This is a genomic window from Entomobacter blattae (assembly GCF_014672835.1).
GTDB lineage: Bacteria > Pseudomonadota > Alphaproteobacteria > Acetobacterales > Acetobacteraceae > Entomobacter > Entomobacter blattae.
On record NZ_CP060244.1, the window covers coordinates 2112764 to 2129512 of the forward strand.

Here is a 16749-nt window from a genome sequence, read left to right on the forward strand (position 1 = left end):
ATGAGCATTATTTTTACGGGGAGTGCACAATGTCCATAAACCGCCGCTTGTTTTTAGCTACAACGGGTTTTCTTACAGCCAGCAACATATTTTCACTCTGGCCAGCAGGAGCAAATACCCTTGCCTCTGCTTCCACTCTACCTGAAATTGCTTTCGGCTCCAAAGAGGCCGAGGTTGTTGTTGAGGAATGGTACTCCCTCACATGTATTCACTGTGCAAAATTTTCTAGTGACACTTTTCCCAAAGTTAAATCCCAGCTGATTGACACGGGAAAAATCCGCTATGTTTTCAAGGAATTTCCCCTTGACAAGGTTGCCCTTACTGCTTCTATGGTTGCCCTGAGCTTGCCGGAAAAGCATTATCTCCCCTTTATATCCCTCTTGCTCTCTACCCAGGATAAATGGGTTTTCAAACGTGATGTTAACCCAGAGGAAGAATTAAAACGTATGGCCATACTGGCTGGCATGTCTGGGGAAGAGTTTGATAAGACTATTCATAATACGGCCCTGCAAGAAGCGATATTAAACGAGCAAAACAAGGCCGAAAAAGACTATAAAATTGATAGTACACCATCTTTTCGATTTTTCTCCACCAAAACAAAAAAAACATCTTTTACACGCGGAGAATTAACATATGATGAATTCCTTAAACAGTTTAAATCTGTCCAATAGGTCAATAATAGCTTTTTTCATTTATCAGCCTTAATAGAACCCAATCCTCGCTCCCTTATAGGCCCCTCTCAACTTAGAATGTGAGCATACCCATTAAGGCACACCCCTTCTTTCATGAGGGTGCGATGTGTCTGTTTTCTCCTAACAATTCTTATGCCGCCAGCAATAACCAAACTCCGCCTTACCGGCTTTAAAAGCTTTGCTGATACCGCAACGGTTGATATCCTGCCAGGGTTAACCGGTATTGTGGGACCAAACGGGTGTGGCAAATCAAATATTACCGAAGCCCTGCGCTGGGTTATGGGAGAAAGTTCAGCCCGGTCACTACGTGGTGAGGGGATGGAAGATGTCATTTTCTCTGGTACTTCGGTTCGCAGCTCCAGAAACCTCGCCGAAGTCTCCTTAACGATTGAGCAGGCCACAGGGCTTGCACCTTCGCCTTTTCGAGAGGCGTCAAACCTGGAAATCACTCGTAGAATAGAGCGGAATACGGGAAGCCTTTATACCATCAATGCCCAAACACGCCGTGCACGCGATGTGCAGACCCTGTTTGCAGATATGGCCATTGGTGCACGTTCCTCTGCTATGGTTAGCCAGGGGCGTATTTCTCATCTCGTTAGTGCCAAACCCGAAGAGCGCCGCATTATTCTGGAAGAAGCTGCTGGTATCACCGGCCTCCATGCCAGACGAAAAGAGGCTGAACAAAAATTACAGGCTACCGAAACCAACCTTGAACGCACGACAGACCAACTGAACCAACTTTATACGCAAATTGAATCGTTAACTGAACAATCTGCTCAAGCCAAAATATACCGCACCCTTTCGGAAAATATTCGCAAGACAGAGGCGGCACTTTTTTACCTACAGTTCAGCCAACTTCAAAAATCCTATACCCACACCAAAGAGCAGCTTGAAAAATCGGTAGAACTGTATTCTGATCTTAAAAGAACCCTTGCCCATTCGATTGAAAAAATTCATTCGGATGAAACAGCCTTAAAAAACTGCCAAACCACTATGGAAGCGCAGCGAGAAGAAAGGGAAAAACTTCGCATTCAAATTGAAATGCTCGCCCATGAAGAAAAACAAGCCCAACTTGCCCAAGAAAACCTTAATAGCCAGATCGAACAATTGGCAACATCCCTGGCCGTAGCCGAGAACCACTATAACGATGCCCAGACGACATCTTCCAATCTGCAAAAAGAATATGACGTCTTACGTGATCAACAACATCACCTTCTTCATGACGTTAAACAGCAAGAAGAAGAGGGCCTTGCCCTTCAAACTCAAGGTCATGTTCTTCAAGAGCGCTTAGGACAATGTAGTGCAGCTTTGCAAGAAGGCGAGCAAACACAAAAACATCTCTCTGAAAATCTCCAAGCCACGAAGGAGAAATTAGCCCAGCTTTTGGCGCAAGCCTCTGAGCTGAGTGATGAACGAACCACGCTCCTCTCCAAAATGCCAACACAAGAAGCCCTTTTGGATGCTGAAAAAAAAGTAGCCCTCCTCGCAGAGCAGCAAAAAACCCTCAATACAGAAATTCTTAAAATAGAGACCGAACAGGCCCCTTATGAGCTACGCTTTCAGCAAGCGCAAAAAGAATGGGAGCGCACCCGTCAAGAGCGGTTATCCCTTACAAGCCGCCTTGAAAAAAAACGAGAGCTCTGTGAACAGACTCGTACCCTCCTTGAAACCTTAAAAGAGGAGCAAATCCTCTCAAAACAAAAACTGTCATCCCTCTCTGCACGCAACTCTTTACAAGATCAGATTGAAAGTTCTACAAAAAAGCTGGAAGATATTCGCCAAACTCAGGAGCTTTACCAGCAAGACTATCAACTGACTCTCAAAAAGACAGAAGAACAAAAAAAACACCAACAGGATTTTTATGCTGAACAGCATAACCGGGCTGCTTTATTATCCCATTATGAAAAAACAGTCCAAAACCTTGAGAAGCAGCTGGGCCAACTCAACGCCACTTTGAAAGAATTCCAAAATAGCCTTGAAAACCCCCAAATCTTGGGTCAACTCACGCAAAGACGGCAACAAATAGAAAACCAGTATGACCAATTAAAAAAAGAAAAAGACAAGCATGAGGCTCTGCTGGAGGACACCAAAACAATACTCTCCCAAACCCAAAGTGAGATCTTGACCTACCAGGCTGAAATAGAGCGACTCGAAGCGCAAAAGAAAGGGATTCAAGCTATCTGGCAGCCTGCAGCCGCTGATTTACAGGCCAAAAAGAGCTATCTACTCCTTTCAGAGCATATTCCTGTTCCCGATGGGCTGGAAGCAGCCCTTGCTATAGCCTTACAGCAAGGCCTGGAAGCCGCCTATGATACCACCGACGCCCCGCTTTTCTGGGCAGAACTGCCTCTTTTTTCGGCCCCTCCTTTCCCATCGGCAGAGATTAAGGCCTTTTCCACCCTTTTTACTTTTCCTCCAACCTTGGCGAGAGCTTTTGCCTTTATTGGTCTTATTACGCCTACCACCGATATTTTAACTTGCCTCTCCTCACTTCAGCCAGGCCAAACTCTTGTTTCAAAAGAAGGTGGGTTATGGCGATGGGATGGCCTATGCATCAAGCCCGGCCAGCCTTCAGCGGGAGCTCTTCGGCTAGCCCAACGCCATACGTTAACTGAACTCGAAAAAAAACTTAAACAAACCGCCCAAGCTCTTCACCCCCTGCTCCAAAAGGTAGAAGAGACGACACATGAGCTTGCCTGCCAAACCAGTGCCCTTAAAGCCCTTAAAATCACTATGGCAGACTGTGAACACCAGCTTCTTACTCATAAAACCCAAGAAGAAGCAGCCCTTAATAGGCAAGTTATTGCCCAAACCAAGATCTCTACAACCGAGCAACAATACCACCATATAAGCCAGCAGAAAGCTGATGCCCTCACTGCTTTGGAAGAGGCAAAAAAAGCCTATTCCTCTTATTCTGATCCCCAGAACATTGAAGAGGCCACTCACTATGCCCAATCTGTACAGGATAGTGCACTGGCCACCTTACAGGCTCAGCAAAAAACCCTTCACCTTCACGAGCTCTCCTTGCAAAACATGCGTAATGAATACGCTTCCCTCCAAAAGGATATCACAAGCCTAAAAACTCAGATTGAATCCCAAAACCAGTCGTTCCTCCATAAAAAACACGAGCTTGCTGAGCTGGAGCATGAAGTGGAAGAGATTCATAATCAGCTTGAAAACCTGCCCTCAGACGTCCTTTTAGAACAACAGGCTCTTTCCTACAAAAATCAGCTTCTTGAGAATGATCAGAAAAAAGACCAACTTCTGAAAGCACTCGCTGCAACTAACCAGGACTATACACAGCACAGCACAGCACTTGAGGCTCTTCAACAGCAACTCAATGTCCATAGCAGTCGGCTTTCTACCATTGAGCAGCATTTCCAACCCCTACAGCGCAGTATTGAAGACAACCAAACGCAGATTGCACTTTATGAAGACCGTCTTTCTCAACTGCCTGACCTAACCTTGCTTCGTAAAGAAAAAGACAATGCCCAGCTAGCCTATAACGAACACACCAAGGCCTCCAATGCACACCAGAAGTGTCTTTCTGAAACTCACACCCAACTCCAGATCTGCCACACCCGCCTACCCGTTCTACAAGCAGAAATAGAGCAATGGAAAGAACGGCTTCTGAATGCTGAAACCCAAAAACAACGCCTAACCCACCAAAAGGAGCATTTAGAAAAAGATCGGGACAATGCCTTTCAGCGCCCCACTGACGAGCAGCAGACCTTGGCTACCCTTACCAATGCGTTAGCCAGCATTGAAGACCAGGTTCAAAATAACCAAACGACCTTCCAAAATCTTACCCTGACTCTGCAGGAGAGTATTGCCAGCAAAAATCTTCTGGAACACAAAAAGCAAACGCTGCGAGAAAATATCATCCGCCTCGAAAGCAAGCAGGATCAAATTAAACAGCAGCTCAACGAAATAACAGAAGACCTCCAGCAAAAAAGCCCTGCCCTCTCGGAGGAAGACAAGAAGACACTCTCCCACGAGTCGGAAAATACCCTTAAAAAAAAGCTTTCCCGCCTTACGGAAGACCGTACAGCTCTTGGCCCCGTTAACTTACGGGCCGATATGGAATGCCAATCCATCCAAGAAGAGGCCACTACCCTTCAAAATGACTGTGATGACCTAAGTGCTGCCATTGCCAAGCTCCGCCACTCCCTTTCAGAGCTTAATCAGGAGGGGAGAGATAAGCTAAAAAACACATTTACCCTTATTAACCGTAATTTTCAGGCCCTTTTTACCCGCATGTTTAATGGTGGTAAGGCTTATCTTTCCCTTACCGGTAACCCAGACCCCTTGTTAGCAGGCCTTGAAATTTTTGTACAACCGCCTGGTAAGAAAATGGCCTCGCTTTCTCTTCTTTCAGGTGGTGAACAAGCCCTTACAGCCCTTTCTCTTATCTTTGCCGTTTTTTACTGCACCCCTGCTCCACTCTGCGTTCTCGACGAAGTAGACGCCCCTCTAGACGATGCCAATATTGAACGGTTTTGCACTCTGCTGCGAGATATGGTATCAGAAACAGGAACACGCTTCTTAATTGTAACCCATCACCAACTGACCATGGCCAATATGGACAGGTTATATGGTGTTACCATGCAGGAACGTGGTATCAGCCGTGTGCTTTCCGTTGACTTTGCAAAAGCAATGGCTATTATAGACTGAGCCTAAATAGGATTGATTGATGACTGCATCTTTACCAATTCCCTTGGATAAAAGTAAAATTACCTCAGAAACCCCAGTTTCTTCCACCCAGCCCAGGAAAAACATCCACAGACGTTGCCTTTGGCAAATTGCTGGGAGTGTAAGCCTGCTGGGGGCTTTTACAGCTTTTTTTGTTTATCATGAAGTCTCAGCCAATAGCCTTATGGCAAAGATTCATCATGATTTTATCCTCTGCACCCGGTTTGAGACCTTTGCATTTCAACAAGGGAATGCAGATAATGGGAGCATTGCCAATAGCAATAAAGCCCCAGCAATGGTTAAGTTTAACATTTCTGCACCGGATTCTTCCCTCGATCCCGTAACAGAAAAGAACCAACTTGATACCGCTATTGCATGGGCCCGTCGTTATCGGGACTCTCTGATGATGTTACAAGTTTCCTCGCATGAGAAAATTGCCAGTATCATCAAAACCCTTTCAGCGAATCGCCTTTTGAACAGGGTAGTTATTTCGGCTGATAATATGGAAACAGCTAAAACTGTCTTCAATACCAACGCCAATGCGGTGGTCGCTGTTCCTGTTAAAACATTTCAGGATTTACAAAACTACCGCTCTCTTGCCCGGCATTATACCTTGGCGTTCTATATTCCGAACAATGCCAGTGTTAACCTGTTCCAAATGGCCCATAAGGAAGCTACAGCCATTATAACCGACGTCCCCAACCGGGCCAATAATGCCAGCAAACTGCCGGCTGCGCGGTTTGATAGCAATTTTCTGGCGACAAGGAAAATTAATATTCTGGTAACAGATCCAGACATTACCTTGCCAGAGGCTGTCCTTAAAGGATAAGGCCTTCTTCGGTCTAGAACACTTTGTCTAGACACAAAAACTCGTTCTTTATTGTTTAATCTACTTTTTTATCGTTTATCGGGTTATGGTTTTTTTGCCCGACTATCACTCTTTCGTACGCTGCACACTTTATTGCCAAACCCCTATCATTGCCAGCGCCCCATACGTAAAATTTCTGCCCATTCCTGGCTTGTTACTGGACAGACTGAAAGACGGGACTGGCGGATTAAAGCCATCTGAGCGAGCTTAGGGTTATTCTTGATTTGGGCTAACGTCACAGGCTGTGGCATAGATTTTATCGTTTGAACATCTACGCACACCCAACGACTATCTTCTTCCGCTGTGGGATCAGGATAGGCCGTACGAACAATTTTTACGACCCCTACAATTTCTTTTCCGATATTAGAATGGTAAAAAAAGGCCAGATCACCCACCTTCATCTCTTTAAGATTATTACGGGCCTGATAATTCCTTATTCCTGTCCACGGCTCTATGCCATTCTGAACCTGTTCATCCCAGGAGAAGGCATCGGGCTCTGACTTGATAAGCCAAAAACGCTGTGTGTTCATCACCTTGCCAGTCATTCCACAAATACCTGATCCCGTATCACTGACCGAAATGGCCTAATAATCACACTTTCAAAAAGGTTAATCTGGGCATAAGGGTCCCCTGCTGCAAAACCTTCTGCAGCAGCACGGTCTGGCACGTCAAGTAAAATAAACGTTCCGCAAGCCCTGCCATCATGATCAAGCAAGGGGCCGGCATCCATAATTTTTTCAAGGTAAGTCTTAAGATAGGCAATATGGCGAGAACGGACTGCCATACGGGTTTCAAACGCGCCTGGCCTATCGTAACAAGTTATTATAAAAAGCATATAACCCCCTTTCCATAACATTTACCATGTTGATAACGTATAGGAAATTTATCTGTTACAGAATAATAAAAAAGACGTCTTACAAAACAAAAGCAGTAAAACCTCTGTTATTTCCGTAAAAAAAATCATAACTGGTATTTTTATTTTCTATTTTTCTTAAACAGAACTATTTATCCTTGCTCCACTTACAATACAAAAATATAAAGACAGTAAGTTTTAATAAGCAGGATCGGCACCTTTCCTACCCAAAGGCTTATGGGCAAACCATACCCCAGAAACTTTACTGCTGAGGATATTTCATGTCAGCCCTTTCTTCTATACCTGAACCAATAAAACGCAAAAAAGGGTTTTTACGTTTCGCCCACCCGACGGAATTTCTCAACCTCTCTCAAAAACTCCAGCTCTGGATCACATTGGGAGCGCTTATCCTTATAGTCTATGGTATGGGCTGGGCTCTTTTTTTCTCACCAGCCGACTGGCAACAAGGCGATAGTGTGCGAATCATGTATATCCATGTCCCCATGGCCTGGCTCGCCTCAATGGGCTATGTGGCCATAGCTGTATGTTCTTGTCTTTCTTTGGTTTGGCGCCACCCCTTAGCAGACCTTGCAGCAAAAGAAATGAGCCCTGTAGGGGCCATTGCTGCAGGATTATGCCTAATCAGTGGGTCTTTATGGGGAAAACCCATGTGGGGAACATGGTGGGTATGGGATGCCCGGCTAACTTCCATGTTAATTCTGTTTTTTCTTTACCTGGGCCATATCGTGCTTATGAACGCATTTGATAATCCCCAAAAAAGCTACCGTTCTGCTGCCATCTTGGCTCTTATTGGTGTTATTGACCTCCCCATTATTAAATTCAGTGTCCAATGGTGGAATACTCTTCACCAACCCAACAGCATAACCCTGACCGGTAGCCCCACCATGTCTTACACCATGTTGTGGCCCCTGCTGATATGTTTTTTGGGCTTTAGCTTGGGTTTTGTTGCCCTGATCATGGCCCGGGTACATGCTGCCATTTTAGAGCACCGGATTAAAACCCAAATCCTTAACTATACTTTGCAGCATACCCAGCAAAATCATATAGGGTGATAGTATGACCCATCTTCCTTATCTTTTCGCAAGTTACGGGCTCACCTTATGCGCTATTGTTTATCTCTCTTTGCAGGCTTATTTCAGAATCAGGAAAGATAAAAGACAGCTTGAAAAACTTAAAAACCTCCCCCATACTGACAGGCATCCCTCATGACCCGGAAAATGAAACGGCTGTGGATCTTGATAGTTTGTGCCTTCGGCATTGGCACCGCTACCGCCTTAACCCTTACAGCCTTTTCTTCCAGCATCATCTATTTCATGACACCTTCCCAAGTTAAAAACGCTCCTCCTTCAGATAGAATCATTAAACTGGGTGGCATGGTTGTAGCGGGGAGCCTCCATGTGGAAACCCACAATACGACACCCGTAGCAACATTTGAAATAACTGATGGGCAAGACAGCATACCTGTTCATTTTACGGGTGTCCTTCCCGACCTTTTCCGAGAAGGCCAAAGTGCTGTAGCCATTGGAACTTTGACAGGAAAAGTCTTTACTGCAAGCGAAGTCTTAGCCAAGCATGACGAAACCTATATGCCCAAGGATGTCGCCGATGCCTTACAAAAAGCTGGAAAATGGGACCCACGCTTTGGCCCCCCACCCGATGCAAAAAGCTGGAACAGCATGACCCTATCAGAGATCAAAAAACAGGATCATCCTCTTAACCCCCAACAAATGCTATCACCACCCCCCCTCTCCACACTCAAATCTACGCCATGATGAGCCCTGAACTAGGCCATTTTGCCTTAGCGCTTGCCTTTTGTTTCTCTCTCATTCAAGCTATAAGCGGATTATGGGGGGGACAAAAAAACAATGCCCTTCTTTTATATTTTACCCCAAGCATGGCTATAGGCCAAGCCATTGCCCTGGCCTACGCATTGGGATGCCTGATTTATGCAGCAATTACAGATGATTTTTCTGTTCTCAACATTGCAACAAACAGTGCCCATAATAAACCCCTTTTTTATAAAGTTACCGGCGTTTGGGGAAACCATGAAGGATCGATCCTCCTATGGTGTTTTATTTTGGCTTTATGTGGATGGTGTGTCGCCCTGTTTGGTAAAAACCTGCCGCTTCTGCTGCGCGCTCGCGTTATCGCGATATTAGGTGCTGTCTCATCAGGGTTTTTGTTATTCTCCATTACCACTTCCAACCCTTTTGCCCGCCTTTGGCCAGCTCCCATGAATGGCCAGGGGATGAACCCACTCCTGCAGGATCCAGGGCTGGCTATCCACCCTCCTATTCTCTATGCCGGGTATGTGGGGTTTTCCATTCCCTTTGCCTTCGCCATCGCTACCCTCATTGAGGGAAAAACAGATGCTGCCTGGGGAAGATGGGTAAGGCCCTGGGCTGTTGGCGCGTGGGTTTTTATGACTGGCGGAATTGCTTTAGGGTCCTGGTGGTCTTATTACGTACTCGGCTGGGGGGGATATTGGTTTTGGGATCCTGTTGAAAATGCCTCTCTTCTGCCATGGCTAACGGGAACAGCCCTTGTTCACTCCGCTATTGTCGTAGAAAAACGTGAAGCCCTTAAAATATGGACTATCCTGCTAGCGATCATCACCTTCTCCCTCTCCCTTTCGGGAACATTTCTGGTACGCTCTGGTATTCTTAACTCTGTGCATAGTTTTGCCAATGATCCTTCACGGGGTGTATTTATTCTTGCCTTACTGGGGTTTTATTGTGGGGGGGCACTTGCATTATTTGCCTGGCGAGCCCCTACCCTTACTGCCGGCGGTATTTTTAAACCCCTTTCCCGGGAAGGCAGCCTGGTAGCGAATAATGTGCTATTATGCTGCATAACTACTATTGTACTAACGGGTACGATGTATCCCCCCTTTATGGCCTTATTATTCGACCAGAGCATTTCTGTAGGCAAACCCTTTTTTGATTCTACGGCTATTCCCTTTTCCGGCCCGCTCTTTCTGATCATGGGGATTGCGCCTTTCCTTACATGGAAAAGTGCCTCTCTCAAGAAAACGTTAAAAAAAACAACCATAGCCCTGGTGATAAGCCTTTGTGGCATGGTTTTTATCTTTATAAAAACCTGGTCGCCCCTTTACTCTTTTCTCTGTGGCTGCGCACTCTGGACTATTATGGCCAGCTTTTTTCTGCTTATTTCAAAGCTGCGGGTGTCTTCTTCCTCTCTTCTCCAAATAGGGCATAGGCTTAAAACGCAGCCACGCTCTGTTTGGGCTGTGTGTTTTGCCCATGCAGGGGCAGGAATAGTAGCATTAGGGATTGCTGGAATGGCCATGGCAGAACGCAAAATTGTGGATGTTCCCTTGGGAACTTCGGTCTCCCTTCATGGATATCACTGGATCCTATCAGATGTTCAAACACAAAAAAGAGAAAATTTTGAGGAAATTATTGCCACCATTCTGGTAACCTCCCCAGACAATAGTATTGTCACTGTCTTACACCCTTCCAAACGCCTTTTCAGCCTTAATCATCAAATGACAACCAATGTTGCCATCCATACCAACTTATGGGCAGACCTCTACGCAGTTTTGGGAGATATACACACTTTAAACAATACAACCTCTTACGTTTTGCGCTTGCATTATAATTTTCTTGCCCCGTGGATATGGATTGGGGCTGCCATGATGGCACTAGGGGGGGTATTTTCACTCTCAGACCGAAAACTGCGCATAGGCCTACCCCAAAAAAATACCAAACCCCTCGCTACTCAGCCACTGGGAGATCATTATGGCCACTAACCCCACAATAACTCGTAGAAGGCTTCTGCTTGGGCTCCCCTTTGCTGCCGCTGCTACTGTTGGGGTTGGCTTTTCGGTGATGTTATACCGCATGCACGCCGGCTCTTTCGATCCGCATAATATCCGTATCCCGGTTCTTAACAAACCCGTGCCAGAATTTTCCTTTGCTGCTTTACGAGGGATAGGAAAGGGTTTTTCAAACCAGGACCTCTACCATATAACACAGCCAGTCTTGGTTAATTTTTTTGCCTCATGGTGTATTCCCTGTATTACAGAAAACCCAGCTCTTATGGCCTTGAAAGCCCATCTTCCCATATGGGGAGTGGCCTATAAAGACCAGCCAGACAATACCCGTAATTTCCTAAACCATCATGGTAACCCTTATACCCGTATAGCAAGCGACCTAGAGGGGATATCTTCCTTAAATTGGGGACTGTCAGGCGTGCCTGAAAGTTTTTTAATCCTGCCTGGAGGAATTATTAACTGGCATATGGCCCTCCCCCTTACAGACAAGATCATCCACACCACCTTGCTGCCCCTTTTGACTCAGCTGACCACAAAACCATGAAAAGCTTTTCACTATTCCTAGATCTGTCATTTCTCCTGGGCCTGTCATTTCGCGTTCCTGGTTTTTTGGCGAGGTTTTTTTTCAAGCCTATTGGAGCAGTAGGCCTCATCACTCTTCTTTTTTTATTTCCTCTTCATACTCTTTACGCCATTGATTCACCTTCAGAACTTCTTGCCAATGTCGATCAGGAAAAAAGGGCTGAAAAACTTGGTTCACAACTACGATGCCTCGTCTGTCAAAATGAAAGTATTGAAGATAGTAATGCTGAACTGGCCAAAGATCTAAGGCATGTTATTCGTGAGCATATCACCATGGGGGAAAGTGATCCCCAAATTATGCAATGGATGGTAAAACGCTATGGCACTTTTATCCAGCTTTCACCTCCCTTTAATCTTGGTACAACCTTATTATGGGTGATGCCTTTTCTCAGTGTTATAGTAGGCGGAGGCCTCTGTTTTTATTTCTATCGAAAAAGTCATAAAAATTCTCTCTCCTTACCTTTAACCCCGAAAGAGAAAGATATTTTAGCGAAAATTATCCAACAGGATGGCTCTCAAGAATGAACTGGTTTTACTGTGCCCTTCTCGGCCTTGCTGCACTCAGCCCCGCCTTGTGGTTTTTGGCCTCTATTTCTCTACGAAAAACTGCACCCCTTATCCTCAATGACAGTGCACCAAAAGCTATAAATTTTTATACGGCACAGCTTGAGGAAATTAAAATACAGCTCCAAAATGATGAGATTACTCCAGAACAGTATAAAAATGCCCAGCTTGAAATTCAACGAAGGCTTCTCCAGCAGGCTCATACCCAACCACCTTTGAAATCGCAAAAGGGCTCTCTTTTAGGCTGCTTTATTATAGCCGGGCTTATCCCCATAGCCAGCCTTATGCTGTATGCTGTCAATGGTACTCCCTCTTTGCCGGCATTCCCCTTAAGTGAGCAAATAAAGAAACAAGAGAGTGAAAACCATAAAGCAGAACAGCTGATAGCAGTGCTGAAGGAAAAGTTGAACGCTATACCGGCTGGAAGTGAAAAGGCCTTTCCTGTTCTTGTCCTGCTCGGGCAAGCTGAATTAAAGACAGGCCACCTTAAGGAGGCAGCCACAACCCTGACAAACGCCTTATCCCTTCATTTTGATCCTTTGCTTGCTGCTATTACAGCAGAAACCATAACCCAGGAAAACGGCCACGTGACCCCTTACGCGGTTGAGCTTTTCAAAAAAGCTTTAAAAGCTGCCCCAGACAATGCTCCCTGGAAAGAACAGGCTCAGCGGAGAATTAACCAAATCGGGCAATAGTAATATTTGAGGCATATTTTTACAAAATTTTATGGTTAAGAGACCGATTATAGAAAATTCTTTAAGAATGTTATTCTTTAAGAAAAGGCCTTTTGCTAAGAGGCCCCCATATTTTACAGGATAGTTTTGTAAACTCGATTAAAAAACGTTATGCTTTAACTGCATAACACGTCCAATCGGGCTTTTTCTATCGTTCTATGGGCGTAAGCACCCAACCTATTAACATTTTCATGTCTTCATCAACTCTGGCCAATAGTGTCTTTCTTGCCTCCCAAAAAAAGTTATGGAGCTTCAAAAATTAAAGCCTCACTAAAAACCACAGAGTTCTCCACCGTAACCGTACCTGCCAAAGCCCTTCAAGAAGCTCAAACCAACATTGCATGAGCCGTTGCTTCGTTAGAGTATTTGAGCCTAACAAATGAAAGCTGCCTTCATACAAAGGCAGCTTTGCATCTTTATTTGGATTACGCCGTAAAGTAATCCTTAATAAAAAAACCATAACCCCGAAAACTACATGGCTTCAGCAAAAATCTCCACGATTTGGGCATGGGTAGGCTGAACTGGGTTCGTGATGGCACAAGCATCTTTCATAGCATTTTCAGCCAAAACTTTAAAATCTGTTTCCTTCACATGCAGTTCCTTTAAGCCATTCGGAATACCCAACTCTTTGGCAAGCGTTTTCATAGCCTGAACAGCGCCTTCGGCCGACTTTTCCTTTGCTCCCAGTAGCTCAGCAACATGGGCAAGACGGTCCTTGGCATGCTTGGAATGAAGCATGTTGAATTTCTCAACATGGGGGAGAAGCACCGCATTACAGACACCATGAGGCAGATTATAAAACCCGCCAAGCTGATGGGCCATGGCATGCACATACCCTAAAGACGCATTATTAAATGCCATCCCTGCGAGGAATTGGGCATAGGCCATCTGGTCACGCGCTTCCATATCTTTGCCATCTTTAACGGCACGAGGAAGATATTGGCCAATAATCTCAATACCTTTTACAGCACACGCATCTGTAATAGGGGTTGCTGCGGTAGAGACATAGGCTTCAACACAGTGGGTTAGGGCATCCATACCCGTGGCTGCCGTTAATGAGGGGGGCATGCCTACCATTGTTTCTGGATCATTCACAGAGATGATCGGGGTTGTATGTTTATCCACAATGGCCATTTTTACATGACGCTTTTCATCTGTGATAATACAGAACCGTGTCATTTCACTAGCTGTACCAGCTGTGGTATTCACAGCAATCAGTGGTAATTGCGGTTTGGCTGCCTTATCAAGCCCTTCATAATCACTAATCTGGCCACCATTGGTAGCAACAAGAGCAATACCCTTTGCACAATCATGAGAGGAGCCACCACCAATGGAAATTATGGCGTCACACCCATGTTCTTTTACCTGCTTCAAGCCCGCATTAACATTATTTACAGTAGGGTTAGGTTGTACCCCATCATATAAATGATTTTTAATACCTTCTGCCGATAGTTGCTTGGCAATCTTTTCAGGAAGACCGGTTTTAACCATCCCCTGATCTGTCACCAGCAAGATATTATGAAGGCCCGTTTTTTTTATTTGGAGGATAGCTTCTTTTAAGCTCCCTTCCCCCATAAGATTAAAAGACGGAATGAAAAAAGCTGTTACTGCCATAATTAAGTAACCCCATGATGTAAATGATAAATATTACACTTTATCCTTCCGTTACCATATCAAGGATGCTCCGTTTATTACAGTAGCAAAACGCATAGCTGATCTCAGCTTTATTCACGACTGGGTAAAAGAAGGTTGTTCGTATTATATTTTGTAAAGTCTTAATAATTAACGTAGAAGCGTATAGTAATCGTATAGTAATTAATAAAAAAACTTATAGTAAAACGCAGTTTAACGAGTGGCCTTTTCTAATACTCCAAAGGGAACTTTTTGCTTCTGTTTTTTTGGCCTAACCTCACAAGAGACGAGATAAACTCCCAGAAAAAATACCAGGTTGGAAAGGGCGTTAAACCAAGCCACCAAAAACAGGAGAGAGGGAACCGATAAAGACTGCCAGACAGACAAGATAATAAACAAAAACGAAAAGGGACGAATGCCTTTTAACATTTCCCGAAAAGGATTCATAAATCCCTGTCTGATAAGGCCACGCATTCTTACCAAGCCAACATAAAAAGCAACCCAGTAAAACCACACAATAATATTGAAGATCACACCGCCAAAGTTCCCTAACATAAGGGCAACCATAGCAATGAGAGAGGCCGCTGAAAAAACAAGCGCCCCTAACTGGAAATTCATGCCCACATCAATAGCCGAAGGGCGTTCAGGCAGCCAATCCGCTATGGGCTGAAATAAACGATCCAGCACCCAGAAATCTATTTTCGAGATGAAATCTGAAAGTGACATAAGCAATAAAGTGTCATTATATCCAGGTATGAATCTTCTTGGCAGAAGCAATCTTTAACTCTTGTAAAAACCCTCTTCTGCCTTTCACCCTTCATAAGGTGATTACTTTACAATCTTATCACAAAAAAAGGCATACAGCAATTGGAAAAGACGGCTGAGAAAACCCTCCAACTTCCAACATACCTTTTGGAAACAGTTTATTGGAAACAGTTTATTGGAAACAGTTTATTGGTTATTACAGCGCAAACAAGAGGCCATTAACCATGGGAATATCAAGCACAGAAACATTGAGCTTTTCTTTCATCCTGATCTGGCAAATGCCGATCTGACAAATGAAAGATAAAAACTCCCAAAATGAGGGCTTATTCTAGACTGATATTTCCTAGATTGATATTTTCTAGGCTGACATTTTTTCTTGCCCTGTCTGGTGGTTGCCCTCAGAGCAAGCACACCTCTGTTCTTGGCAACAACCCGACCCTTCCCCTGTAGAGAGGGTGCCCCTTATATAGTTGGCCATAGTTCGTACACACTGCCCACACTGAACCTTTCCCCCACAGGATGCATAGATATCCTTTGGTTTTTTGGCCCCAGCCTGGATGGCCGTATCAATATCCTTATCAGTAATGGTGTTACATGAGCAAATATACATAACATAACCCATAATGGACGAAACAATTTTGCCACTATGCTTCAAATGATAATAATTATCAATATTATTCTTCAATCCTTATCAGCCTTTTTGCTGAGCTTGTTAAGAATGAGAACAAGTTTTGATAGATAACCCATTGATATACAAAGTGATTTTCATTCTCAATTCGAAAAAAAATATTTTAAAAAACTATTGCATCTCAACCAAAAATCTATCATGTCATAGTAATATTAAATCTTTTGTTTTGGAGCTATCACATGATCATCGACCTCAAAGTTGTAGAATATCTTAACCTACAGCTTACTAATGAGCTTACAGCGATTAATCAGTATTTTCTGCATGCCCGCACATTACGCCACTGGGGCGTAACCAAACTGGGAGAGTTTGAATACAAAGAATCCATCGAGGAAATGCACCATGCTGATTGGCTGATAGAGCGCATCCTGTTTTTAGAGGGTCTGCCTAATGTGCAACGCCTCAACCAGATTCGAATCGGGCAAACCGTTGAAGAAATTCTCCAATGTGACCTAGATCTGGAAAAAGATGCCATTACCCTTCTTCGTGAGGCGATTGCCTATTGCGAATCGGTTAAGGATTTTGTCTCAAGAGATATCCTGCTGAAAATCCTTGAAAATGAAGAGCATCATGTAGATTTTGTTGAGCGCCAGCAAGATTTGATCAAACTTGTCGGTATTGAACGCTACATCACCCTCAATTCTGCTGAGGCACCAAAGCAGGAATAGGTCTTACTGCCCTCCCATCAACATACCCAAGGCCAGCATTCTGTTGGCCTATTTTTATGCCCCCTATTTTCTATACACGGTAGTCTTCTTTTCTACACACAGTGCTTTTCTACAGATGGTGGCCCTTGAAATTTTTTGGCGGCTTTCCTCCTCCCTTCAATATTCCCATAAGCTGGGTTTATGAATTTATTCTGATA

15 protein-coding genes are annotated in these 16749 nt (G+C 44.4%); 10 read left to right on the forward strand and 5 right to left on the reverse strand.

Features of this window, described 5'->3' with window-relative positions; all coding sequences use genetic code 11:
- Window positions 1–29 precede the first annotated feature (29 nt).
- The 3 genes from JGUZn3_RS09395 (at window position 30) to JGUZn3_RS09405 (ending at window position 6213) form a co-directional block, all read left to right on the forward strand.
- Window positions 30–671, forward strand: coding sequence for a thioredoxin domain-containing protein (locus tag JGUZn3_RS09395; RefSeq protein WP_203413272.1), 642 nt, complete (start codon window positions 30–32; stop codon window positions 669–671).
- Between the two features lie 114 nt (window positions 672–785).
- Window positions 786–5366 carry an AAA family ATPase gene (locus JGUZn3_RS09400; RefSeq protein WP_203413273.1) on the forward strand — a complete coding sequence of 1527 codons (4581 nt, stop codon included), beginning with the start codon at window positions 786–788 and terminating at the stop codon, window positions 5364–5366.
- Between the two features lie 19 nt (window positions 5367–5385).
- Complete coding sequence (locus tag JGUZn3_RS09405) at window positions 5386–6213, forward strand: hypothetical protein (protein ID WP_203413274.1); 828 nt, start codon at window positions 5386–5388, stop codon at window positions 6211–6213.
- A 146-nt stretch (window positions 6214–6359) separates the two neighbouring features.
- Here the strand turns inward: JGUZn3_RS09405 and JGUZn3_RS09410 are convergent, their stop codons facing one another.
- The gene (locus tag JGUZn3_RS09410) at window positions 6360–6797 is read right to left on the reverse strand and encodes an EVE domain-containing protein (RefSeq protein WP_238996800.1); all 438 of its coding nucleotides are present in this window, start codon (window positions 6795–6797) and stop codon (window positions 6360–6362) included.
- A complete protein-coding gene (locus JGUZn3_RS09415; protein ID WP_203413275.1) occupies window positions 6794–7087 on the reverse strand; it encodes a YciI family protein in 294 nt (97 codons plus the stop codon). The genes JGUZn3_RS09410 and JGUZn3_RS09415 overlap by 4 nt, the downstream gene beginning before the upstream one ends.
- A gap of 299 nt (window positions 7088–7386) precedes the next feature.
- Here JGUZn3_RS09415 and JGUZn3_RS09420 point away from each other — a divergent pair, with 299 nt between their 5' ends.
- The 6 genes from JGUZn3_RS09420 to ccmI all read left to right on the forward strand — a co-directional run bounded on the left by JGUZn3_RS09420 (window position 7387) and on the right by ccmI (window position 12763).
- A complete protein-coding gene (locus tag JGUZn3_RS09420; protein WP_203413276.1) occupies window positions 7387–8178 on the forward strand; it encodes a heme ABC transporter permease in 792 nt (263 codons plus the stop codon).
- A 153-nt stretch (window positions 8179–8331) separates the two neighbouring features.
- Window positions 8332–8898 (forward strand): cytochrome c maturation protein CcmE, encoded by a 567-nt coding sequence (gene ccmE, locus JGUZn3_RS09425; protein WP_203413277.1) that lies wholly within the window; start codon window positions 8332–8334, stop codon window positions 8896–8898.
- Window positions 8895–10898 carry a heme lyase CcmF/NrfE family subunit gene (locus JGUZn3_RS09430; RefSeq protein WP_203413278.1) on the forward strand — a complete coding sequence of 668 codons (2004 nt, stop codon included), beginning with the start codon at window positions 8895–8897 and terminating at the stop codon, window positions 10896–10898. The genes ccmE and JGUZn3_RS09430 overlap by 4 nt, the downstream gene beginning before the upstream one ends.
- A complete protein-coding gene (locus JGUZn3_RS09435) occupies window positions 10888–11466 on the forward strand; it encodes a redoxin domain-containing protein (protein WP_203413279.1) in 579 nt (192 codons plus the stop codon). Before JGUZn3_RS09430 ends, JGUZn3_RS09435 begins: the two co-directional genes overlap by 11 nt.
- A 65-nt stretch (window positions 11467–11531) precedes the next feature.
- Window positions 11532–12029 carry a cytochrome c-type biogenesis protein gene (locus JGUZn3_RS09440; protein ID WP_238996801.1) on the forward strand — a complete coding sequence of 166 codons (498 nt, stop codon included), beginning with the start codon at window positions 11532–11534 and terminating at the stop codon, window positions 12027–12029.
- On the forward strand, window positions 12026–12763 hold the full coding sequence (gene ccmI / locus JGUZn3_RS09445; protein ID WP_203413281.1) for a c-type cytochrome biogenesis protein CcmI: 738 nt from the start codon (window positions 12026–12028) through the stop codon (window positions 12761–12763). The genes JGUZn3_RS09440 and ccmI overlap by 4 nt, the downstream gene beginning before the upstream one ends.
- Window positions 12764–13273: 510 nt before the next feature.
- Here ccmI and JGUZn3_RS09450 read toward each other — a convergent pair.
- From JGUZn3_RS09450 to JGUZn3_RS09460, 3 genes are all read right to left on the reverse strand, one after another.
- Window positions 13274–14416, reverse strand: a complete 1143-nt coding sequence (locus tag JGUZn3_RS09450) for an iron-containing alcohol dehydrogenase (RefSeq protein ID WP_203413282.1) — start codon at window positions 14414–14416, stop codon at window positions 13274–13276.
- Window positions 14417–14647: 231 nt separating this feature from the next.
- Complete coding sequence (locus JGUZn3_RS09455) at window positions 14648–15160, reverse strand: hypothetical protein (RefSeq protein ID WP_203413283.1); 513 nt, start codon at window positions 15158–15160, stop codon at window positions 14648–14650.
- A 397-nt stretch (window positions 15161–15557) separates the two neighbouring features.
- The gene (locus JGUZn3_RS09460) at window positions 15558–15821 is read right to left on the reverse strand and encodes a (2Fe-2S)-binding protein (RefSeq protein ID WP_338030806.1); all 264 of its coding nucleotides are present in this window, start codon (window positions 15819–15821) and stop codon (window positions 15558–15560) included.
- A 245-nt stretch (window positions 15822–16066) separates the two neighbouring features.
- Between JGUZn3_RS09460 and bfr the strand changes: the two genes are divergently transcribed.
- The gene (gene bfr, locus JGUZn3_RS09465) at window positions 16067–16552 is read left to right on the forward strand and encodes a bacterioferritin (RefSeq protein WP_203413284.1); all 486 of its coding nucleotides are present in this window, start codon (window positions 16067–16069) and stop codon (window positions 16550–16552) included.
- Window positions 16553–16749 lie beyond the last annotated feature (197 nt).